The organism is Microbacterium sp. MPR-TSA4 (assembly GCF_058792815.1).
The window spans coordinates 136931-158631 of record NZ_JBXAFF010000002.1 but is presented as its reverse complement, the minus strand read 5'-3'; the positions used below and the strand labels follow the sequence as shown (position 1 = coordinate 158631).

Genomic DNA, 21701 nt, shown 5'->3' with positions numbered 1-21701 from the left:
GTCGTCGTCGCCCCCGGGCGCGGGTCAGAGATACGGAAGGATCTGTCGGCGGCGCTGCCATTCGAGCTCGCGCTGCTCGCGCTCGCGCTCGGCGAGACGGATGCGGCGGCGTTCGGGATCGTTGGCGTGCAGAACCGACGCGATGAAGGTATGCATCGTGGTGCTTTCGGTGAGTGCGCGCAGATGCGCGCGAGGGCAGGTGTCTGGCCGGGCTACGGCGGTGGGCACACGCAACGTGGACGTCGGTGCCGGAGGACTGCGCGAGGTCGCTCTCGCCCGCGTGACGGGCGGAGTTCTCCTGTGTTCGCGTCAGCAGACGCCGCGGAAGGCGTCGAAGGAGACGGTCCCCGTCGGCTCACGGAACGGAAGGGCGCGCATCGCGAAAGCGGCGCTGCCGGTGGCGTTCAAACGAATCATGTCGGGGACCTCCTTTCTCGACTTCAGACGCGATCTGTGACGATAGCGGCTGTTCTCGTCGCGCGTCAAGCCGGCGTTCGCGTGTCGTTCCGATAGCGTGGTTCGCACACCCACCCCTGGAGGACGCCCGAATGCACCTGAAGAGCCTGACGCTCAAGGGCTTCAAGTCGTTCGCGCAGCCGACCACCTTCGCACTCGAGCCCGGTGTGACCTGCATCGTCGGCCCCAACGGATCGGGGAAGTCGAACGTCGTCGACGCCCTGGCCTGGGTGATGGGCGAGCAGGGGGCGAAGACCCTCCGCGGCGGCAAGATGGAAGACGTCATCTTCGCCGGGACCTCCACCCGCGGACCCCTCGGCCGTGCCGAGGTGCAGCTGACGATCGACAACAGCGACGGCGCGCTGCCGATTGAGTACAGCGAAGTGACCATCAGCCGCACCCTCTTCCGCAACGGCACGAGCGAGTACGCCATCAACGGGGTCGGCTGTCGCCTCCTCGACGTGCAGGAGCTGCTCAGCGACTCGGGGCTCGGACGCGAGATGCACGTCATCGTCGGCCAGGGCCGGCTCGACAGCGTGCTGCAGGCGAGTCCGGAGGACCGGCGCGGCTTCATCGAGGAAGCCGCGGGCATCCTCAAGCACCGCCGCCGCAAGGAGAAGACGCTCCGCAAGCTCGAGGCGATGGAAGCGAACCTGACGCGGTTGAGCGACCTCGCGGGCGAGCTGCGCCGGCAGCTCAAGCCGCTCGGGAAGCAGGCCGAGATCGCCCGAGAGGCCGCGACGATCGCCGCGGTCGTGCGTGATGCGAAGGCGCGCCTGTTCGCCGACGAACTCGTGGGGCTGCGGGCGCAGCTGGCCGACCACGCCCGCAACGAGCAGGAACGCAGCGCGGAGCGGCTCGTGCTCCAGGACTCGTCCGAGCAGCTGAAGCTGCGGATCGACGCGCTGGAGGCCCAGCAGCGTTCCGAGGCCGTCGACGGCGCCCGGGCCGTCGCCTTCGGCCTCGAACGCGTGCAGGAGCGCCTGCGCGGACTCTTCTCCCTGGCCGGCCAGCGGCTGGCGCTCCTGGAGGACGACGGTACACTCGGCATCGAGGTGGCGACCGTCAGCCAGTCCGCGATCGATGAGGCGCGCGCCGAGATCGACGAGATCTCCGCGGGCCTGGGCGGTGCTCAGGATGCCGCGGAGGCGGCGGCGCGCGACGTGATGCGCGCCCGCGCCGAGCTCGACGCGCTGGACGCCGACATCGCCGCGCAGAGCGCTCTGGTCTCCGCCCACGACATGCGTCTCACGAAGCTGCGCGGTGCCGCGGATGCCGCCGCGTCCCGCCTCGACGCCGTGCGCGCGGCGGTCGAGCGTCAGCAGCGTGCCCTGGATGCGGCGCTCGCGCGGCGATCGGAGGCGGCCGAGGTGCTTGCCGGGGTGGATCCCGATCTCTCGGCGGAAGGCTCCTCGGCCGAGCACACCGCCGCGTACGAGCGTGCGCAGCGCGACGCGACGACGGCGGAGAACGAGGTGACCGCGTTGCGCGAGCGCCTGCACGCGTCGGAACGCGAGCGCGAGTCGCTCACGGCCCAGACCGCGGCCCTCGGGCGCGCGCTCGACGTTCGCAACGCCGCGGCCGAGCTCATCGCCCGCGGTGGCACCGGCATCCGCGGACTCGTCGGTGACGACGTGAAGGTGCGCCCGGGCTACGAGGCGGCGATCGCGGCCGCCCTCGGCGCCCTCGCCGAGGGCGTGCTCGTCGACGACGTGGAAGCGGCCGTCGCGCTCGCGCGTGCCGCGGGCGCCGCCGATCTCGGGCGGGTCGACATCGCCGTCGCCGATCTCTCCGCCGGATCCGCTCTGGCCGTCGCCGGCACCGCGGCGGTGAGCGCCCGGGACGTCGTCACCGCCCCCGACGGCATCCTCGGCATCCTGTCGAGGGTCGCCATCGTCGAGGACCTCGACTCCGCGCACGCCGCCGGACGCGCTCTGGCGGCGGCGAACGGCGGCCTGCCCGTGACCGTCGTCACCCGTCTCGGCGAGGTGGTGACCGAGTACACGATGCGGGCCGGGTCGGGCGCCGGCCGGTCCCGCCTGGAGCTGGCCGCCGAGCGCGACGCGGCCGCGGAGCGCCTGTCGGAGATCACCGTGGTCGCCGACTCGCTGCGCGAAGCCCTGGCCGAGGCGCAGGACGGGTGGAACGCGGCGCGCACCCGAACCCGCGACGCGCTGCAGAGCCTCAGGGAGCACGACGCCGCCCTCGCCGCCCACACCGAGCAGGTCAATCGTGCGACGGTGCGCCACGAGGCGGCCGTCGCGGAGTGCGAACGCCTCGAGGCGGGCCTCGCGCAGGCGTCGGCCGCCGTCGCGGATGCCGAGAAGGCGGCGCGTGCGGCGAACGACGCGCTGGAGAGTGCACAGCAGGCACCCCGCCCGATGCTCGACGCCTCCGCACGCGACGGTCTCCTCGACGCCCTCGAGGCCGCGCGCGACCGGGAGATGCGTGCCCGTCTCGACGTCGAGACGCTCCGCGAACGGGTACGGGCGGGTGAGGCCCGCGTCGATCAGCTGGTGCGTCAGCGCGAGCGGGAGCGCGCCGCGGCGGCAGAGGCCGCGCGTCGCGCCGTGATCCGCCGTGCGCAGCGGGAGCTCGCCGCCGACGTCGCCGACGCGCTGCCTCCCGTGCTCGACTCGGTCGACCGGTCTGTGACGCAGGCTCGCGTGGAGCTGCAGCTCGCCGAGCAGGCGCGCACCGCGTTGACCGCGGAGCTCACGACCCTCCGGGCGGAGGAGGCGACCGTCCGCGAACGCCTCAGCCGTCTCACCGAGAGCGTCCACGGCCTCGAGCTCCAGATGCACGAGAAGCGCCTCCACGTGACGAGCCTGCTCGAGCGGGTCGCCTCCGAACTGAGCCTGGACGAGAATATTCTCGTCACGGAATACGGTCCCGACGTGCCGATCCCCACCGGGGACGACACGCCGCCGGAGACGTACGACCGTGCCGCCCAGCGAAAGCGTCTCCAGGAGGCCGAACGCAAGCTCGTGCAGCTGGGCAGGGTGAACCCGCTCGCGCTCGAGGAGTATGCGGCGCTCGAGCAGCGCCACGCGTTCCTCACGGAGCAGCTCGCCGATCTGGTGCAGACGCGCTCCGATCTGCAGACGATCATCGCCGAGCTCGACGAGCGGATGCAGACGATCTTCGTCGCGGCGTTCGAGGACACCCGCGTCGCGTTCGGCGAAGTGTTCCCGATCCTCTTCCCCGGAGGCTCGGGGAGCATCTCGCTGACCGACCCCGACAACCCGCTCACGACCGGCATCGAGGTCGCCGTGCGCCCCGTGGGGAAGAAGATCGAGCGCCTGTCGCTGCTCTCCGGCGGTGAGCGCTCGCTCGCCGCGGTGGCGCTCCTGACGGCGATCTTCATGGCCAGGCCCAGCCCGTTCTACATCCTCGACGAGGTCGAGGCGGCGCTCGACGACGCCAACCTCGGCCGGCTCCTGGGCGTGTTCGAACGACTCCGTGCGTCCAGCCAGCTGATCGTGATCACCCACCAGAAGCGCACGATGGAGATCGCCGACGCCCTCTACGGCGTCTCCATGCGTCAGGACGGCGTCTCCGCCGTCGTCGGCCAGCGGGTGCGCGAGCGCGAGAGCGCCTGACGGCGTGCGCCGCGCGGGCATCTAGGCTGAAGTCATGGCGGAGAATCCCTGGTCGCTCGGTCGCGCTCTGCGCGGCATGTTCGTCAAGCCCACGATCGACGAGAACACCTGGGACGACCTGGAGACGGCACTGCTGACCGCGGACTTCGGCCCAGACATCACCGAACGCATCATCGACGAGCTGCACGAGAAGGTCGACCGCTTCCGCACGACCGACCCGCGCGATCTGCAGCGGATGCTGAGGGAGACCCTCGAAGAGCACTTCGCGAAGTTCGACACGACGCTGCGGCTCACGGAGCGCCCGGCGGTGGTGCTCGTCGTCGGCGTCAACGGCGTGGGCAAGACGACCACGATCGGCAAGTTCGCGAAGTTCCTGCAGCGCTACGGCCGCTCGGTCGTCGTCGGCGCAGCGGACACCTTCCGTGCCGCCGCGGTCGACCAGCTGGCGACGTGGGCCGAACGCGGGGGAGCGACGATCGTCCGCCCGCAGCAGGAGGGGCAGGATCCGGCATCCGTGGCCTTCCAGACGATCGACTACGCGAAGGCCCACGGCACCGAGATCGTGCTCGTCGACACCGCGGGACGCCTGCACACCAAGGGCGGCCTCATGGACGAGCTGACGAAGATCCGTCGGGTGATCGAGAAGCAGGCCCCCATCAGCGAGGTGCTCCTCGTCCTCGACGCCACGACGGGACAGAACGGCGTCATGCAGGCGGAGGCGTTCCTCGAGCACGCCGGCGTCACGGGACTGGTGATCACCAAGCTCGACGGCTCGGCGAAGGGCGGGTTCGTGCTGGCGGTGCAGGAGCGCACCGGCATCCCCGTGAAGCTCCTGGGACAGGGCGAAGGCATCGGAGACCTCACCGGCTTCACGCCGCACGTCTTCGCCGCCGCGCTCGTCGACTGATGACGCCGCGGGGTCGCGCACGGGCGCCGAGGGTGGTTGCATAGGGACATGGCGATCGAGCACGACTACTTCGGACTGCTGGAGTCCGGGCCCGACGGATCGATCTTCTGGTCCGAGGTGGTCGACTTCGCGGATCAGCGCGTGACGGTGGACCTCACGGCGCCCGATCAGGACGACGTGTCCGCGGCCGCGCTCGACGTCGCCGCGGCCATGATCAACGCGCTCGAGCAGATCGACCTGCAGGCCCGGAACGCCATGGTGGCGGAGCTGGACGACCGCACGAGCGAGGTGACGGAGTACCTGCTGCAGCAGCAGGAGACCCTCGGAGACGACCTCGAGGACGTGCTCGTCGACATCTCCGGCGACGTGCACATCGACATCATCCGCTCGCTGCAGCTGGTGAGCATGACGATCCTCGCCGACGAGCACGGCGGTTCCGACCCCTTCGCCGTGCTCGAGTACGCGCTCGACCCGGACGCCACCGACGAGGTGCTGCTGGTCAACCTCACCAGCGACGGCGACGTCCAGTCGGTCACGAGCGCCGACTGACCCCCCGCCCGCGAGCCGCTACGCCCTGGCCGAGCCGCTACAGCCCGGACGGCACGCGCGATGGCGGTTCGGACGCGCAGTAGCGGCTCGCGCGCGGAGCGGCGGCGTCAGACGGCCTGGGCGAATCCCAGCTGTGCGTCGGCGAGGTGCGACAGGTGCGCCGGGATCTCACGGCCCTTCGCCGTCATCGACTGCGCCCAGAGGCGGCCGGCTCGGTAGGAGGAGCGCACGAGCGGACCGGCGAGGACGCCCAGGAACCCGATCCGCTCCGCCTCCTCCTTGAACTCCACGAACTCCTGCGGACGCACCCACCGCGCCACCGGCAGGTGGCGGGGCGTCGGGCGGAGGTACTGCGTGATCGTGATGATGTCGGTGCCGGCGTCGTGAAGGTCCTGGAGGGCCTGGACGACCTCCTCCGGCTCCTCGCCCATGCCGAGGATGAGGTTCGACTTGGTGATCAGCCCGGCCGCGCGCGCCTGGGTGAGCACATCGAGCGAGCGCTCGTAGCGGAATGCGGGGCGGATGCGCTTGAAGATGCGCGGCACCGTCTCGACGTTGTGGGCGAACACCTCGGGGCGCGCGGCGAAGACCTCGTCGAGGAGACCTGGCTCGCCGTTGAAGTCGGTCGCGAGCAGCTCCACACCGGTTCCCGGGTTGACGGCGTGGATCTGACGGATGGTCTCGGCGTTCAGCCACGCACCGCCGTCGGGGAGGTCGTCGCGGGCCACGCAGGTGACCGTGGCATACCGCAGCTGCATCCTGCGCACGCTGTCCGCGACGCGCCGGGGCTCATCGGTGTCGTAGTCCGCCGGCTTGCCGGTGTCGATCTGACAGAAGTCGCAGCGCCGTGTGCACTGCGAGCCGCCGATGAGGAAGGTCGCCTCGCGATCCTCCCAGCACTCGTAGATGTTGGGGCAGCCCGCTTCTTGGCACACGGTGTGCAGTCCCTCGTCCTTCACGAGCGACTGCAGGGCCTGGTACTCGGGGCCCATCTTCGCCTTCGTGCGGATCCACTCGGGCTTGCGCTCGATCGGCGTCTGGGCGTTGCGCACCTCCAGACGCAGGAGCTTGCGGCCCTCCGGCGCGTTGGCCGGACCGGTGTCGCCGCTGGGGGTCACGCCGCACGCGCTCATGCCGCGACCTCCGCGGCCTGGACGAACGACGCCCGGAAGGCATCGGCCACGAGATCCTGCACGTCGGCGGGGGAGACGTCGCGCCCGAGCACCCCGCTGATCGTCGTGACTCCGGCATCCGAGATGCCGCACGGGACGATCTGGGAGAAGGGCAGGAGGGAGTTGTCGCAGTTGAGGGCGAACCCGTGCATCGTGACACCGCGCTGCACGCGCACCCCGATGGCGGCGATCTTGTCCTCAGAAAGGGGGCGACGCACCCACACGCCGCTGCGCCCCTCGACGCGGTAGCCCTCGACGCCGAGGCCGGAGAGCACCTCGATGAGGATCTGCTCGATGCGACGCACGTGGGCGACGACGTCGACCGGCTCGGTCAGCCGCACGATCGGGTAGCCGACGAGCTGCCCCGGGCCGTGCCAGGTGATCTTCCCTCCGCGGTCGACGTCGACGACGGGCGTGCCGTCGGTGGGACGCTCGTTGCGGGCCGTGCGCGCGCCCGCGGTGAAGACGGGCTCGTGCTCGAGCAGAAGCAGCGTGTCGGGGCGTTCCCCGGCGACGACGCCGGCGTGGATCTCCCGCTGCAGGCTCCAGCCGTCCGTGTAGGGGACGAGATCGGGCGCGAGGCCCACGGTCTGCACATCGAGCATGGTGTGCTCCTCCGGTGTCGGTGGGTGAGGAGGCAGAACGGGATGCTGGTGGCATCATTTCTGCACGGCGTCTAAAAACACGATCGGGAACCCACAATACGCCCCAGTAGGGTGAGGGGATGAGCTCCGGTCGCCCGCGCGCCACATCTCGGGCGACGATCGCCGAGGCCGCCTCGGAGCTGTTCCTCGAACGCGGCTACGCCGAGACCACCGTCGCCGACATCACGACACGCGCCGGAGTCAGCCGCTCCACCTTCTTCAACTACTTCTCCTCCAAGGCCGACGTCCTCTGGAGCGGATTCGACGAACGCGCCGACACGGCGTGCGCGACGCTCGCGGCCGGCGCCGACCCGGTGTCGGCCCTGCGGGCACTCGTGGACGGCTTCGCCCCCGACAGCCTGGCCCTCGCGATCACGCACGCGGCCGCGATGGGCATGGAGGCCGACCTCGCCACGGAACGAGCGCTGCGCACGGCCCGGCTGGCGCGCGCCGTCAGCGACGGGCTCGTGGACCGCGGCGCGGGTCGTCTCGCCGCGGACGTCCGCGGCGGCGCGCTGGCCGGCGCCCTGCTCGCCGCCGTCTGGGCATGGGCGGTCGCGGGACCGGGACGGTCGGCGCTCGCACCGCTCTGGGAGGACGCGCTGGCGCTCGCGAAGGGCTGAGGGCGAGGCCGGTCCCGTAGAATCGGGGCATCATGGCGACTTTCGGCACCCTCAGCGATCGGCTGACAGAGACCTTCCGCAATCTGCGCACCAAGGGCAAGCTCACGCCCGCCGACGTCGACGGGACGGTCCGCGAGATCCGTCGGGCCCTCCTCGACGCCGACGTCGCGCTGATCGTGGTCAAGGAGTTCACCGCGAAGGTGCGCGAACGCGCCCTCGGCGACGAGGTGAACCGGGCACTCAACCCCGCGCAGCAGGTCGTCCAGATCGTCAACGAAGAGCTCGTCGCGATCCTCGGCGGTCAGCAGCGCCGGCTGCAGTTCGCGAAGAACCCGCCGACCGTCATCATGCTGGCCGGTCTCCAGGGATCGGGCAAGACGACCTTCGCCGGCAAGCTCGCGAAGCAGCTCGAGAAGGACGGGCACACCCCGTTGCTCGTGGCCGCCGACCTCCAGCGTCCGAACGCCGTCAACCAGCTCCAGGTCGTCGCCGAGCGCGCCGGTGCGGCGATCTACGCGCCGGAGCCGGGCAACGGCGTCGGCGACCCCGTGCGGGTCGCCCGCGACGGCGTCGAGACCGCGCGCCGCCAGCAGCACGACGTGGTCATCATCGACACCGCCGGTCGCCTGGGTGTGGATGCCGAGCTCATGAAGCAGGCCGCGGACATCCGCACGGCCACCGATCCCGACGAAGTGCTGTTCGTGATCGACGCGCTCACCGGTCAGGATGCCGTGAACACCGCCAAGGCGTTCCAGGAGGGCGTCGATTTCACCGGTGTGGTGCTCAGCAAGCTCGACGGCGACTCTCGCGGCGGCGCGGCCCTCTCGGTCGCGTCCGTGACGGGCCGCCCGATCATCTTCGCCTCGACGGGCGAGAACCTCGAGGACCTCGAGGCCTTCCACCCCGATCGCATGGCCAGCCGCATCCTCGACCTCGGCGACATCCTCACCCTCATCGAGCAGGCGCAGCAGGCCTTCGACGAGGAGGAGGCGCGCAAGGTCGCCGAGAAGCTCGCGACCGAGCAGTTCACCCTCGAGGACTTCCTCGACCAGCTTCAGCAGATGAAGAAGATGGGGTCGATGAAGAAGATGCTCGGCATGCTGCCGGGCATGGGCCAGATGAAGCAGCAGCTGGAGAACTTCGACGACCGCGAGATCGACCGCACCGAGGCGATCATCCGCTCCATGACCCCGGGGGAGCGCCGCAACCCCAAGGTGCTCAACGGCTCCCGTCGCCTGCGGATCGCGCGCGGCTCGGGGATGACCGTCACCGATGTCAACCAGCTCGTGCAGCGCTTCGAGCAGGCTGCCAAGATGATGAAGACCGTCGCACGGGGCGGAGTGCCCAACATCCCGGGCATGGGGCCGGTGGGCGGAAGGCCCGGCGCGTCGAGCAAGCGGGGCGGCAAGCAGAAGGCGCGCAGCGGCTCCCGCTCCGGCAACCCGGCCAAGCGCGCCGCCGAGAACGCGGGCCTCGCGGCCGCGGCGCCGAGCGGTCCCGCCGGGTCGGGCTTCGGCCTCGGCGCCTCCGCGCCGCAGCCGACCGAGGCGGAGCTCGCGGAGATCCAGAAGCTCTTCGGGAAGGGCTGACCCGTCAGAGGGTGATGCCGGCCTCGTCGAGGGCGGCCTCCACGGCATCCGCCAGGACGACCTGTCCCTCGGCGGTGGGATGTTCGCCGTCCCACTGCAGCAGGTCGGGTCGTCCGCGCAACGGCTGCCCGATGGAGACGAAGACACCGTCGTCGGCGTCGAGGGCGCTCTGCAGGGCGTCGCTGGCCCAGCCGATCGCGTCGGGCTCGTCGTCGTCGATGTGCCAGAGGGTGTCGATGCCGATCAGTCGCGCATCCGGGAGGCCGGCGCGGAGCCGGTCGACGGCCGCCCGCGTGGCGTCGTCGATCTCGTCCTGCGCCGCGTCCAGGTCGTTGTCGGAGGACTGGATGATGACCACCGCCGGGTCCATCGCGATGGCCTCGTCGACCAGGCCGCCGAGATCATCGCCGCAGTCGCCCTCGATCGTGAAGCCCGCGCCGCTGCACGACAGGTTCACGATGTCCGCGCCGGTGTCGCGCGCCAGCAGCGCGGGCCAGGCCTCGTCCTCGTCGAGACCGAGCCCGGCCATGATCGAGTCGCCGATGGTGACCACGAGGCCACCGGTCGCACTCGGCGCGGCCGCGCGTGCGGCGGGCACCGGGGCGGCGGTCGGCGCGTCGCGGGCGGCCTCCGGGCGCCGCGCGTCGGCGGAGCCGTCCGGAACCGCCGCGGCGCACCCGGACAGGGCGAGCGCTGCCACGGCGATGACGGCGCCGGAGACGGCGGCGACCGGAACGAGCCTGCGGGTGCGCACCGCTTCACTCTAGGCTCCGCCCGGTGTGAACACGCCCGGGTGATCCGATGCGCGGGCCGAGAGCGCCGACGCCGCTCAGTCGGCCAGGCCGGCGAGGTGCTCGTGCAGGGTGGGTCCGGCGCGGAACTCGCGGATCAGGTGGTGCACCACGGCGCGGAGGTCCCCTCCGGCCGCGTCCGCGACGAGCAGCTGACGAGCGGAGCTGCCGCCCTCGTCGAGGATGCGGCCGACCCCCGCGAACTCGCGCGCGCAGTGCAGGTCGCGAGCGACGTCCTCCAGCGCGGCGAGCGTCTCGCGCAGGTGCTCGGCCACGGGGCGCTGGGTTCCGTCGCGATCGACGATGACGCGCGCCTCGGTGCCGTAGCGCGCCGCGCGCCACTTGTTCTCCCGGACGAACCACGGCTGCAGTGCGGGCAGGGTGCGCCCCGCGTCGAGCTCGCGCGAGAAGTGCTCCACCAGCACCTGGACCAGCGCCGCGACGGCGGCCAGTTCGGGAAGCGTCGACATCCCGTCGCACGCGCGCACCTCGATCGTCCCCCAGCGCGGTGCCGGGCGGATGTCCCAACGGACCTCGGTGGCGTCCTCCATGACCCCCGTGCGCACCATGTCGTCGAGATACGACTCGTACTCCGGCCACGCGGTCAGCGGCCAGGGAAGTCCGGCCGTGGGCAGCTGCTGGAAGACGAGGGCGCGGTTCGAGGCGTATCCCGTGCGTTCGCCGGCCCAGAAGGGGCTGGATGCCGACAACGCCTGCAGATGCGGCAGATAGGCGGTGAGGGCACCGATGATCGGGAAGACCTTGTTGACGTCGTCGACGCCGACGTGCACGTGGATGCCCCAGATCATCATGTTGCGGCCCCACCACTGGGTGCGCTCGATGAGCTTGTGGTACCGCGTCTTGTCGGTGACCTCCTGCTCGTACCACTGGGCGAACGGATGGCTTCCGGCGCACAGGAGCGCGATGCCCCGCGGATCGGTCTCCCGGCGGATCGCCGCGATGGCATCGGCGATGTCGTCGACGACCGCCGCGACCGTGTCGCCGACGCCGCTGGTGACCTCGATCGTGTTCGTCAGCAGCTCGCCGGTGATCGTGTGACGCTCCAACGACGTGGAATCGCCCAGTGCGGCGAGGATCTCCGGCGCCCGGGGGACGAGGTCCCCGGTCTGCTCGTCGGCGAGCATGAGCTCCCACTCGATGCCGACAGTGGACCGGCTGGATGTCGCGAAGGGCACCGTCATGGCCCACAGTCTGACACGCGGAGTACGGCGTGTTCGCGGCATCCGTCACGATCTGGCAAAATAGACCGTTGGACCGCTCGCTCGACCCTCTATCCGGCGATCGCGTCCACCCTAGAGCTTCCGCCGGGTGTGCACCCCACAGCCCGAGCGTCGTTCATCACCTCACAACACCATTCAGGAGAATTGTGGCTGTCAAGATCCGTCTCAAGCGCCTCGGCAAGATCCGTGCGCCCTACTACCGCATCGTCGTCGCCGACTCGCGCACCAAGCGCGACGGTCGTGTGATCGAAGAGATCGGCAAGTACCACCCCACCGAGGAGCCGTCGTTCATCGAGGTCGACTCGGAGCGTGCGCAGTACTGGCTGTCCGTCGGCGCGCAGCCGACCGAGCAGGTCGCCGCGCTGCTGAAGCTCACGGGCGACTGGGGTCGCTTCAAGGGCGACGCGAACGCCGTCTCGACCGTCAAGACGGCCGCGGCCAAGGAGGAGTTCCAGATCGACTCCGCCAAGAAGTCGGTCATCAAGCCGAAGGCGGAGAAGAAGGCCGAAGAGCCCGCCGCCGAGGTCGAGGCTCCGGCCGAGGCCGAGCAGACCGACGCAGAGTAAGACCGTTGCTCTCCGCCGCGCTCGAACACATCGTCAAGGGGATCGTCGATCACCCTGAGGATGTCATCATCCGTTCCTCCTCGTCGCCGCGTGGCGACGTCCTCGAGGTGCGCGTGCACCCCGACGACCGAGGTCGGGTGATCGGGCGCGGCGGACGCACGGCCAAGGCGCTGCGCACCCTCGTGTCCGCTCTCGCCGACGGTGCCCGCGTCCGCGTCGACGTCGCGGACGACTGACATGGCGACGGCCGGCCCCGCACGCACGCAGCTGCGCGTCGGGCGTCTCGTGAAGGCCCATGGCCTGAAGGGCGCCCTCAAGCTCGAGCTGTACACCGACGACCCCGACGGACGATTCGTCCCGGGCGCCGTCTTCACCCTGCAGGTCCCCGAGTCCTCCCCGTGGCACGGCAAGACGCTGACGGTGCGCGAGTTCCGCTGGATGAACTCCCACCCCGTCGCCTTCTTCGAGGAGGTCGAGGACCGGACGGCCGCCGAGAGCATCGTGCGCGCCATCCTCTGGATCGACCAGGACGATTCGGCCGTGGCCGAGGACGACGCCTGGTACGACCACCAGCTGGTCGGGCTCACGGTTCAGCGGGACGGCGAGCCCGTCGGCCGCGTGATCCGCGTCGACCACCTGCCGGCCCAGGATCTGCTCGTCGTGCGCCCTCTCAGCGGCGACGATGAGATCCTCGTGCCCTTCGTGGCCGCGATCGTCCCCGACGTCGACATCGCCGCCGGCACGATCACCGTGACACCCCCCGCCGGGCTCTTCGAGGAGCTCCCGGGCGACGACGACACCCCCGAGGCGGACGCCGACGCCGAGGCCGCACCCGACGAGGACTGACGTGCGGATCGACGTCGTCACGATCTTCCCGGCGTTCTTCGACGTGCTGGAGGTCTCGCTCCTCGGCAGAGCGCGTGGCGCCGGCATCCTGGACGTGCGCGTGCACGACCTGCGCGACTACGCGCACGATCGTCACCGCACCGTCGATGACACGCCCTACGGCGGCGGGGCGGGGATGGTCATGAAGCCGGAGCCGTGGGGCGAGGTGCTCGACGCGATCGCCGCGGATGCCGACGGGCCGCTTCGCTTCGTGTTCCCGTCGCCCGCGGGCACCGTGTTCACGCAGCGGACCGCGCGGGACTGGGCGTCCGCCGAGACGCATCTGGTGTTCGGCTGCGGCCGCTACGAGGGCATCGACGAACGCGTGTTCGCCTACGCCGCCACCCTCGGCGAAGTGAGCCTGACGAGCATCGGCGACTACGTGCTCAACGGGGGCGAGGTCGCCGCCATGGCGATGATCGAAGCCGTCGGCCGGCTCGTCCCCGGCGTCGTGGGCAATCCCGAGAGCCTCGTGGAGGAGTCGCACGAGGACGGGCTGCTGGAGTACCCGTCGTACACGAAGCCCGCCGCCTGGCGCGGCTACGACGTGCCCGACGTGCTGCTCAGCGGCCACCACGGCCGCGTCGCCGATTGGCGACGCGCGCAGCAGGTCGAACGGACCCGCGCGCGCAGGCCGGATCTGCTGGCGGACTGAGCGGCGCCGCGGACCGGCCGCGATCGGCCCCTCAGTCGACGCCGAGGAACGAGCGATCCGTGAGGATCAGCGGACCGTCGTCGGTGATGGCGACGGTGTGCTCGGCGTGCGCGCCGCGCGAACCGTCGGCGCTGCGGAGGGTCCAGCCGTCGGGGTCGGTCACGAGCTTGTCGGTCGTCTGCAGGAACCACGGCTCCAGGGCGACCACGAGTCCGGCCCGCAGCGGGTAGCCGCGATTCGGCTTGCCGTCGTTGGGCACGTGCGGGTCGCCGTGCATCGTGCGTCCGACTCCGTGCCCGCCGAAATCGGTGTTGATCTCGTAACCGTCGGCGCGCGCGACCTCGGCGATCGCGTGCGAGATGTCGCCGATCCGCCCCCCGACGGATGCCGCGCCGATCGCGGCGTCGAGGGCGCGCTGCGTCGTGTCGATGAGGGCCAGATCCTCGTCGCGCGCCGTGCCCACGACGAAGGAGACCGCCGAGTCGGCGACCCAGCCGTCGATCGACACGGCGAAGTCGAGCGTCACGAGGTCGCCGTCGCGCAGCGCGTAGTCGTGGGGGAGGCCGTGCAGGACGGCGTCGTTGACCGACGTGCAGATCACCTTGCCGAACGGGCTGGCGCCGAACGACGGGTGGTAGTCGATGTAGCACGACTCCGCGCCGGCGCGTCGGATGAGCTCGTGCGCCCGCCGATCGATGGTCAGCAGGTTGGTGCCGACCTTCGTGTCCTCGCGGAGGGCCGCCAGCGTCTCGGCGACGAATCGTCCCGCGGGACGCATCGCCTCGATCTCGGCGGGGGTGCGCAGCTCGATCATCGTGATCCTTTCGTCAGGATCTATTCTGTCCGACCGGCGTAGCATCGAAGGTATGTGGCTGCGACAGACGTTCTTCCGGTGGCTCGTTCCGGCGGCGTTCGTCCTGCCGTTGTGGCTGGTCGTCGGCTGGATCGTGTTCGGTGCGAGCCCGTGGGCGCTGCTGTGGGTGCTGCTGTCGGCGCCGATCGTGTTCGTGTGGCAGCTGATCCTCGCGCTGCTCGTGCGGGCGCGCGGCACCGTGCGCGCCGAGCGCGCCGTCTCGTGGCGCGATGCCGGGGTGATCGGCGCGTGGCACGTGCTCGTCGTCGCTCTCGGCGTCTTCGACGGCCGGTGGTGGTGGCCCGTCTTCGCGGTGACCGTCGCGCTGGGCGTCGCGGCCATGTGGTCGTCGCTGTCGCAGCTGTGGCGCGAGGCCGGTCCGCGGGTCTCGATCCTGCGCACGCCGTCCGGCATGGGGTACGTGGCCCCGGCGCGCGACGACGCTCCGCGCGCATCCGAGCCGGAGGAGATCATCGTCATCCGCGAGAACACGCCCCCGTCGTCCTGACCGACGCGGTTTGGATGCACCCGGCATCCATGGCAGAATGGCTGTTTGTGCCCTGAACAGGCTCTGCCTCAGGGGAGCACGGCGTCGGCAACGATCGCCTCGGGCACACGAATCCTTACCATCCCCATCTCGCGATCGACCTGTGGCGGTCGCAGGAAGTGACGATCATGCAGATTCTCGACGCCGTCGACGCGGCATCGCTGCGCAGCGACATCCCCGCCTTCGCCCCCGGTGACACCGTCAAGGTGCACGTGAACATCACCGAAGGCAACCGTTCCCGCATCCAGGTCTTCCAGGGCGTCGTCATCGGCCGTTCCGGAGACGGAGTGCGCGAGACCTTCACCGTCCGCAAGATCAGCTTCCAGGTCGGCGTGGAGCGCACGTTCCCCGTGCACAGCCCGGTGATCGACCACATCGAGGTCGTCACCCGTGGTGACGTCCGCCGCGCGAAGCTCTACTACCTGCGGAACCTCCGCGGCAAGAAGGCCAAGATCAAGGAGAAGCGCGGCTGACGCGTTCCTCCTCACGGATGCCCCGGACCTCTGCGGTCCGGGGCATCCGTCGTCCCGGCGAGGCGTGTGGAGCCGACGGCGCGCGCATGTGCGACCCTTGAGGGGCGGTACCGACGGGCGGCTCCGAGATCGAGAAAGACAGGCATGACTTCGGACAACATCACGGCTCCGGACACGGCGCTCCCTCCTCGCCAACGCCGCCGTCGAGGCATCTGGATGCTGCTGCGCGACGTGCTGGTGATCGTGCTGATCGCCGTCGTGGTCTCGTTCGTGATCAAGACGTTCCTGGTGCGGTCGTTCTACATCCCGTCGGGCTCGATGGAGCAGACCCTGCTGATCAAGGACCGCATCCTCGTCGACGAGCTCACTCCCCGCTTCGGCGGGTACGAGCGCGGTGATGTGGTGGTCTTCCGCGACCCGGGCGGCTGGCTCCCCGCGGCGCCGGCCACGCCGGATCAGCCGCCGCTCGCCCAGGCCGCCGACTGGCTGCTGTCCCTCGTGGGCATCACGGCCTCCGACAGTGACGAGCACCTGATCAAGCGCATCATCGGCGTCGGCGGCGACCACGTGGTCTGCTGCAACGCGATCGGCCAGGTGACGGTCAACGGCACCCCGATCGACGAGACCCCGTACCTGAACCTCTCCCCGGGCCAGAGCGCGCCCCAGCCGGTCCCGTTCGACGTCGTCGTACCGGAGAACTCGCTGTGGGTCATGGGCGACAACCGCGACCACTCGCGCGACTCGCGCTACAACATGGATCAGCCCAACAAGGGCTTCGTGCCGCTGGACAACGTCGTCGGGCGCGCGTTCCTGATCACCTGGCCGTTCGACCGCTTCGGCACGATCGACGGGCACCACGCGGTGTTCGCGGGGGTGCCCGCGCCGGGAGCGGAATGAGCGTCGTCGCTCCGCGTCTGACGGTCGAGCGCCGGCTGCTCAAGGAGCACGCGCTTGTCATCGCGTGCGACGAGGTCGGGCGGGGAGCGTTGGCCGGCCCGGTGGCGGTCGGCGCCGCGGTGATGGATGCCGCCGGCGCGCGGCGCCGCATCCCCGAGGGCCTGCGCGATTCCAAGCTCGTCGCCGAGCACCGCCGCCCGGACGTGGCCGCTCGCGCGGCCGCGTGGGTCGATGCGTCTGCGGTGGGCTGGGCGAGCGCCGCGGAGATCGACGAGGTGGGGATCATCCGCGCCCTGGGCCTCGCCGCGCTGCGCGCCATCGCGGATCTCCGGGCCGCGGGCATCGTCCCGGAAGAGGCGATCGTCATCCTCGACGGCAACCACGACTACATCACCCCGGCGGGAGGGTCCGGTCTGCGGGTGCGTCCCATCGTGAAGGCGGACCGCGACTGCGCGTCGGCGGCGGCGGCCTCCGTGCTCGCCAAGGTCGCCCGCGACGACCTCATGACGCGCCTGCACGACGAGCACCCCGTCTACCGGTGGGAGCGCAACAAGGGGTACGCGAGCCTGGAGCACCGCGATGCGATCCGCGCGCACGGCCTGAGCGCGCATCATCGGGCGTCGTGGGCCATCGCCGACGCGCCGACGCTGTTCTGACGCGGATGCGGCGGCATCCGCCCGCCCCCGCCACCCGCATAGGATGGGAGCACCATGGACGACGAGGGCTTTGACGATTACGACCGCGAACTCGAGCTGGCGCTGTACAAGGAGTACCGCGACGTGGTCTCCCAGTTCGCCTACGTCATCGAGACGGAGCGCCGGTTCTACCTCGCCAACGACGTGAACGTCGTGCGCCGCGACACCGAGCACGACTTCTACTTCGAGATCTCCATGACCGACGTGTGGGTGTGGGACATCTACCGCGCCGACCGGTTCGTGAAGTCGGTCCGCGTGCTCACGTTCAAGGACGTCAACGTCGAGGAACTCCAGCGCCGGGACTTCCAACTCCCCGACGAGCTCTCGCTCGACTCCTGAGCGCACCCGCGCCCCGGACGAGACGTCGGCTCCTCCCCAGCGCCGGACGCCGATCGACCGTCCACCGATCCCGTCGCCGCGCCCGCGCGCGGCCGCGGATGACGCCAGTCTGCTGCCATGGCAGACAAGGACGAGCTCGGTCGGGCGGGTGAGGATCGCGCCGCGCGACACCTCGCGCTGAACGGATACACGGTCCTCGATCGCAACTGGCGGTGCGCCGTGGGGGAGATCGACATCGTGGCCGTCGACGGCGGCGACCTCGTCGTCGTGGAGGTGAAGACACGACGATCGGTGATGTTCGGGCACCCGTTCGACGCCGTCGACGCGCGCAAACGCGCACGCCTGTGGCGCCTGGCCCACGCGTGGGCGTCGGCGCATCCCGACCTCTCGCGTCGACGGCGCACGCGTGTGGATGTGATCGGGGTGACCGGCGACGATCCGGCCACCGCCGTGCTGGAGCACCTGAAGGACGTGCGATGACGGTCGGCCGCACCTGGGGCGTCGTGCTGACGGGCCTGCGGGGTGATCTTGTCGAGGTCGAGGCGGACCTGTCGAATCAGACGCCGGGGTTCTCGATCATCGGCCTCGCCGACAAGGCCATCGGCGAGGCCCATCAGCGCGTGCACAACGCCTGCGCGAACAGCGACCTGCCGCTCCCGCGACGCAAACTCACCGTCAACCTGTCACCGGCGAACCTCCCGAAGCAGGGGTCCGGTCTGGACGTCGCCATCGCGATTGCGTCGCTCGCGACCGAGCACGCGATGGATGCCGCGTCCCTCGCCGCCACGGTGCACATCGGCGAGCTCGGCCTCGACGGGCGGGTGCGTCCGGTGACCGGGGTGCTGCCCGCCGTGGCCGCGGCGGCACGTGCGGGCGTGCGCAGGGTGGTCGTGCCGCACGCGAACCGGGAGGAAGCGGCGCTGGTGGACGGTGTCGAGGTGCTGGGCGCGGCCTGCCTGCGCGACGTCGCCCGCTGGCACGGGCTCGACGTCGACGACGTCCCGGTGGAGCCCGTGCCGCATCCGGCGGCTCCGCGGCGCGGTGCGGCGTCGCCCCCGCCGGATCTGGCGGACGTGATCGGGCAGGCCGATGCCGTGGACGCACTCACCGTCGCCGCCGCCGGTGCGCACCACGTGCTGATGAGCGGACCGCCCGGTGCGGGCAAGACCATGCTGGCGCGCCGCCTTCCCGGCATCCTCCCCGATCTGGACGACGACGACGCGGTCCACGCCGCCTCCCTGCGCTCGCTCGCGGGGGAGGCGGTCACCGACCTCTGCCGCACTCCGCCGTTCGAGGCACCCCATCACAGCGCCAGTGCGGCGGCGCTCGTGGGAGGCGGCAGCCGCGCCGTGCGCCCCGGCGCGATCGCGCGGGCGAGCGGTGGGGTGCTCTTCCTCGACGAGGCGGGCGAGTTCGCCGGCCACGCCCTCGACGCCCTGCGACAGCCCTTGGAGTCCGGCACGATCGAGATCCATCGCGCCGGGTTCCGGGCGAGCTTCCCGGCCCGATTCCAGCTCGTCCTCGCCACCAACCCCTGTCCGTGCGGGAACTACGGCGTGCCGGGAGCGGAGTGCACCTGCCCGTCGATCGCGATCCGACGCTATCTGGGAAAGCTCTCGGGTCCGCTGCGCGATCGGATCGACATCGCGCTGTCCCTGCAGCGGGTCGCGACGACGCGCGCCGCCGATGACGGTCTCCGCAGCTCCTCGGTGACCGTCCGCGAGCGCGTCGTCGCGGCGCGCGACCGTGCCCGGTCGCGACTGCGCGCCACGACCTGGCGGACGAACGCCGAGGTCTCCGGATCATGGCTGCGCAACGGTCCGCTCGCGCCGGACGCGCAGATCCGACGTCCGCTCGACACGGCGTTGCACCGCGGCACCCTGACCCTGCGCGGCTACGACCGTGTGCTGCGCGTGGCGTGGTCGGTCGCCGATCTGGCGGGCCATGACCGGCTGCAATCCTCGGACGTGGGACGTGCGCTGTACCTCAAGCAAGGCTTCGCGGGATGAGCGCCGTGCCCGATGCCGCATCCGCTCGACGTGCGCTGGCGGGTCTGGTCGACGACGGACTCGGTGACGACGACGTGCGCCGCATCTACGCGACGGCGGTCTGGTCGACACTCGTCGAACCGGGCGACGGCGTCGCCGGTGCGCTCATCCGCGCGCTCGGCGCCGTCGACGCGCTCGAGACCGCGCTGTCGACGGCATCCGCCGGCGCGGCGGCGACCGCGGCCGGGATCGATCACGACGACGTGCATGCGGCGCGCCGCCGCTGGCAGCTCCGACAAGACGCGGTCGAAGGCGCACTGAGCGCGGCGCGGCGCGCTCGCGTGACACTCCTCACGCCCCGCGACAGCTCGTGGCCGCACCGGCTCGATGACCTCGGAGTGCACGCGCCGCTCTGCTTCTGGGTGCGCGGCGAGCTCGCGGTGGCGGACGCCGAGGGCGCCGTCGCCGTGGTGGGTGCGCGCGCCGCGACGGCGTACGGCGTGCACGTGGCGTCTGGGCTGTCCGCCGACTGCGCGAGCGACGGCATCACGGTCGTCTCCGGAGCGGCCTACGGCATCGACGCGGCCGCGCACCGGGCCGCGCTGCGCGCCGGTGGCGCGACGGTCGCGGTGCTCGCGGGCGGCGTGGACCGTCCCTATCCGGCGGGGCACGAGGATCTCATCTCTCAGATCGCCGTCCGGGGCGCGGTCGTGGCCGAAGTGCCCTGCGGGAGCGCCCCGACGAAGTGGAGGTTCCTCGCGCGCAACCGTCTGATCGCCGCCATGACCGACGCGACGGTCGTGGTCGAGGCCGCTCACCGCAGCGGCGCGCTGAACACGGCCCATCACGCCGCCGCCCTCGGTCGGCCGCTGGGCGCGGTCCCGGGACCGGTGACCAGCGCCGCCTCCGCCGGCTGCCATCGTCTGCTGCGGGAGGCCGATGCCGTCTGCGTCACCGGTGTCGCCGACGTCCTCGAGCTGCTGGGCCGCGGCGGCGACGCGACGCTCGAGGTCGATCCCGACCGTACGGACGACCGGACGCGCGTGCTGGATGCGCTCAGCTCGCGCAGCCCTCGGCTCCTCGCCGACATCGCGCGTCGATGCGGGATGGCGCCGGAGGAGGTCGCCGCGCTGCTCGGCCTGCTCGAGCTCGACGGAGCCGTGGAGCGCCGCGAGGGAGGATGGGCGCGCCGGGCGTCCTCGGCGCCGCGCCACTGAGCCACTGAGCCGCTGAGCACGCGCAGGATGACGGCGATCGGTGCGTCGGCGCCGCCGGTGCGCCGGTGCGCGCGATGCTGGGAGCATGCGGCTATCGGAGGCGGTGACGACGTACACGCGGGAGCTCGCGGACGTGCGGCGTCTGTCTCCGGCGACGGTCCGCGCGTACGGCGGGGATCTTCGCGACCTGACCGCGGCTGTCGGCGACATCGACGTGCGCGAGATCGACCTCGAAGCGCTGCGCGAATGGCTGTGGGCGGCGACGCGTCGCGGCGACGCCCGCTCCACCCTGGCCCGTCGCACCGCGGCGGCGCGCGGCTTCTTCGCATGGGCCGTCGAGAACGGACACGTCAGCACCGATCCGTCGCTGCGCCTCACCGCGCCGCGACGGGGGAGGCCGCTTCCCAAAGTGGCCACGACAGGAGCCATGGAGAGCGTGCTCGCCGATGCCGGCGCCCGCGCCGATGCGGACGCGACCGATCCGATCGCGCTGCGCGACGCGGCCGTCCTGGAACTGCTCTACGCCTCCGCTCTGCGCGTCTCGGAGCTGTGCGGCGTCGATGTCGACGACGTCGACGCCGCGCGCCGGACCGTGCGCGTGATGGGGAAGGGGCGAAAGGAGCGGGTCGTGCCGTACGGCGCGCCGGCGGCGCACGCCCTGGACGCCTACCTCGTGCGCGGCCGTCCGCAGCTCGCGAGTATCGGCGCGGCGACGCCGGCGCTGTTCCTCGGAGTGCGCGGAGCGCGGCTGGGCGCACGCACCGCGTACGACGTGGTCTCGCGTGCGGTCGGCCCGGCCGTCGGCGCGGCGGCCGGGCCCCACACGCTGCGCCACTCCGCGGCGACCCATCTGCTCGACGGCGGCGCCGACCTGCGCACCGTGCAGGAGCTGCTGGGCCATGCGAGTCTCGGCACGACGCAGATCTACACCCACGTCTCTGCGGAACGCCTCGCCGCGGCCTATCGTCTGGCTCATCCGCGGGCGTGAGGGTCGCGGCACTAGCCTGCACTC

General features: G+C 71.4%; 24 protein-coding genes. 18 read left to right on the top strand and 6 right to left on the bottom strand.

The window, feature by feature from the left end:
• Window positions 1–24 precede the first annotated feature (24 nt).
• Complete coding sequence (locus AC1Q49_RS02050) at window positions 25–156, bottom strand: hypothetical protein (RefSeq protein WP_255266054.1); 132 nt, start codon at window positions 154–156, stop codon at window positions 25–27.
• Window positions 157–548: 392 nt separating this feature from the next.
• Here AC1Q49_RS02050 and smc point away from each other — a divergent pair, with 392 nt between their 5' ends.
• From smc to AC1Q49_RS02035, 3 genes are read left to right on the top strand one after another with little or no spacing between them, the layout of a single operon-like run.
• Window positions 549–4058, top strand: coding sequence for a chromosome segregation protein SMC (gene smc / locus AC1Q49_RS02045; protein ID WP_492490791.1), 3510 nt, complete (start codon window positions 549–551; stop codon window positions 4056–4058).
• Window positions 4059–4092: 34 nt separating this feature from the next.
• Window positions 4093–4965 carry a signal recognition particle-docking protein FtsY gene (gene ftsY / locus AC1Q49_RS02040; protein WP_060958470.1) on the top strand — a complete coding sequence of 291 codons (873 nt, stop codon included), beginning with the start codon at window positions 4093–4095 and terminating at the stop codon, window positions 4963–4965.
• A gap of 48 nt (window positions 4966–5013) precedes the next feature.
• Window positions 5014–5514 carry a DUF2004 domain-containing protein gene (locus AC1Q49_RS02035; RefSeq protein WP_060958471.1) on the top strand — a complete coding sequence of 167 codons (501 nt, stop codon included), beginning with the start codon at window positions 5014–5016 and terminating at the stop codon, window positions 5512–5514.
• Window positions 5515–5621: 107 nt separating this feature from the next.
• Here the strand turns inward: AC1Q49_RS02035 and lipA are convergent, their stop codons facing one another.
• Together lipA and lipB are read right to left on the bottom strand one after the other, a co-directional pair.
• The gene (gene lipA, locus AC1Q49_RS02030; protein WP_492490790.1) at window positions 5622–6647 is read right to left on the bottom strand and encodes a lipoyl synthase; all 1026 of its coding nucleotides are present in this window, start codon (window positions 6645–6647) and stop codon (window positions 5622–5624) included.
• Complete coding sequence (gene lipB, locus AC1Q49_RS02025) at window positions 6644–7291, bottom strand: lipoyl(octanoyl) transferase LipB (protein ID WP_492490789.1); 648 nt, start codon at window positions 7289–7291, stop codon at window positions 6644–6646. Before lipB ends, lipA begins: the two co-directional genes overlap by 4 nt.
• Window positions 7292–7410: 119 nt before the next feature.
• Here lipB and AC1Q49_RS02020 point away from each other — a divergent pair, with 119 nt between their 5' ends.
• Both AC1Q49_RS02020 and ffh read left to right on the top strand, forming a co-directional pair.
• On the top strand, window positions 7411–7953 hold the full coding sequence (locus AC1Q49_RS02020) for a TetR/AcrR family transcriptional regulator (RefSeq protein ID WP_082808016.1): 543 nt from the start codon (window positions 7411–7413) through the stop codon (window positions 7951–7953).
• 32 nt (window positions 7954–7985) lie between these two features.
• Entirely contained in the window at window positions 7986–9542 is a 1557-nt protein-coding gene (gene ffh / locus AC1Q49_RS02015; RefSeq protein WP_061781802.1) for a signal recognition particle protein, read from the top strand.
• 4 nt (window positions 9543–9546) lie between these two features.
• On the opposite strand, the gene AC1Q49_RS02010 is transcribed toward ffh, so the two are convergent.
• Window positions 9547–10296, bottom strand: coding sequence for an SGNH/GDSL hydrolase family protein (locus AC1Q49_RS02010; protein WP_060958475.1), 750 nt, complete (start codon window positions 10294–10296; stop codon window positions 9547–9549).
• Window positions 10297–10371: 75 nt separating this feature from the next.
• On the bottom strand, window positions 10372–11535 hold the full coding sequence (locus tag AC1Q49_RS02005) for a glutamate--cysteine ligase (RefSeq protein ID WP_060958476.1): 1164 nt from the start codon (window positions 11533–11535) through the stop codon (window positions 10372–10374).
• 185 nt (window positions 11536–11720) lie between these two features.
• Between AC1Q49_RS02005 and rpsP the strand changes: the two genes are divergently transcribed.
• From rpsP to trmD, 4 genes are read left to right on the top strand one after another with little or no spacing between them, the layout of a single operon-like run.
• Window positions 11721–12140, top strand: a complete 420-nt coding sequence (rpsP, locus tag AC1Q49_RS02000) for a 30S ribosomal protein S16 (protein WP_060958477.1) — start codon at window positions 11721–11723, stop codon at window positions 12138–12140.
• Window positions 12141–12145: 5 nt separating this feature from the next.
• Window positions 12146–12376, top strand: coding sequence for an RNA-binding protein (locus AC1Q49_RS01995; protein ID WP_060958478.1), 231 nt, complete (start codon window positions 12146–12148; stop codon window positions 12374–12376).
• Between the two features lies 1 nt (window position 12377).
• Window positions 12378–12986 (top strand): ribosome maturation factor RimM, encoded by a 609-nt coding sequence (rimM, locus tag AC1Q49_RS01990; protein WP_060958479.1) that lies wholly within the window; start codon window positions 12378–12380, stop codon window positions 12984–12986.
• Window position 12987: 1 nt separating this feature from the next.
• Window positions 12988–13680, top strand: a complete 693-nt coding sequence (trmD, locus tag AC1Q49_RS01985; RefSeq protein ID WP_101306236.1) for a tRNA (guanosine(37)-N1)-methyltransferase TrmD — start codon at window positions 12988–12990, stop codon at window positions 13678–13680.
• 31 nt (window positions 13681–13711) lie between these two features.
• On the opposite strand, the gene map is transcribed toward trmD, so the two are convergent.
• The gene (map, locus tag AC1Q49_RS01980) at window positions 13712–14494 is read right to left on the bottom strand and encodes a type I methionyl aminopeptidase (protein WP_492490788.1); all 783 of its coding nucleotides are present in this window, start codon (window positions 14492–14494) and stop codon (window positions 13712–13714) included.
• 52 nt (window positions 14495–14546) lie between these two features.
• Between map and AC1Q49_RS01975 the strand changes: the two genes are divergently transcribed.
• The 9 genes from AC1Q49_RS01975 (at window position 14547) to AC1Q49_RS01935 (ending at window position 21677) form a co-directional block, all read left to right on the top strand.
• Window positions 14547–15041: a hypothetical protein gene (locus AC1Q49_RS01975; RefSeq protein WP_060958482.1), complete on the top strand. Its 495-nt coding sequence runs from the start codon at window positions 14547–14549 to the stop codon at window positions 15039–15041.
• A gap of 167 nt (window positions 15042–15208) precedes the next feature.
• Window positions 15209–15553, top strand: coding sequence for a 50S ribosomal protein L19 (rplS, locus tag AC1Q49_RS01970; RefSeq protein ID WP_060958579.1), 345 nt, complete (start codon window positions 15209–15211; stop codon window positions 15551–15553).
• A 144-nt stretch (window positions 15554–15697) separates the two neighbouring features.
• Window positions 15698–16450 (top strand): signal peptidase I, encoded by a 753-nt coding sequence (gene lepB, locus AC1Q49_RS01965; RefSeq protein WP_060958483.1) that lies wholly within the window; start codon window positions 15698–15700, stop codon window positions 16448–16450.
• The gene (rnhB, locus tag AC1Q49_RS01960; protein ID WP_492490787.1) at window positions 16447–17106 is read left to right on the top strand and encodes a ribonuclease HII; all 660 of its coding nucleotides are present in this window, start codon (window positions 16447–16449) and stop codon (window positions 17104–17106) included. The genes lepB and rnhB overlap by 4 nt, the downstream gene beginning before the upstream one ends.
• A 54-nt stretch (window positions 17107–17160) precedes the next feature.
• Complete coding sequence (locus AC1Q49_RS01955) at window positions 17161–17484, top strand: DUF2469 domain-containing protein (RefSeq protein WP_060958485.1); 324 nt, start codon at window positions 17161–17163, stop codon at window positions 17482–17484.
• Window positions 17485–17601: 117 nt separating this feature from the next.
• Complete coding sequence (locus tag AC1Q49_RS01950; RefSeq protein ID WP_101306239.1) at window positions 17602–17964, top strand: YraN family protein; 363 nt, start codon at window positions 17602–17604, stop codon at window positions 17962–17964.
• The gene (locus AC1Q49_RS01945; protein ID WP_492490786.1) at window positions 17961–19493 is read left to right on the top strand and encodes a YifB family Mg chelatase-like AAA ATPase; all 1533 of its coding nucleotides are present in this window, start codon (window positions 17961–17963) and stop codon (window positions 19491–19493) included. Before AC1Q49_RS01950 ends, AC1Q49_RS01945 begins: the two co-directional genes overlap by 4 nt.
• Window positions 19490–20689 carry a DNA-processing protein DprA gene (dprA, locus tag AC1Q49_RS01940; protein WP_492490785.1) on the top strand — a complete coding sequence of 400 codons (1200 nt, stop codon included), beginning with the start codon at window positions 19490–19492 and terminating at the stop codon, window positions 20687–20689. Before AC1Q49_RS01945 ends, dprA begins: the two co-directional genes overlap by 4 nt.
• 85 nt (window positions 20690–20774) lie before the next feature.
• A complete protein-coding gene (locus AC1Q49_RS01935) occupies window positions 20775–21677 on the top strand; it encodes a tyrosine recombinase XerC (RefSeq protein ID WP_492490784.1) in 903 nt (300 codons plus the stop codon).
• Window positions 21678–21701 lie beyond the last annotated feature (24 nt).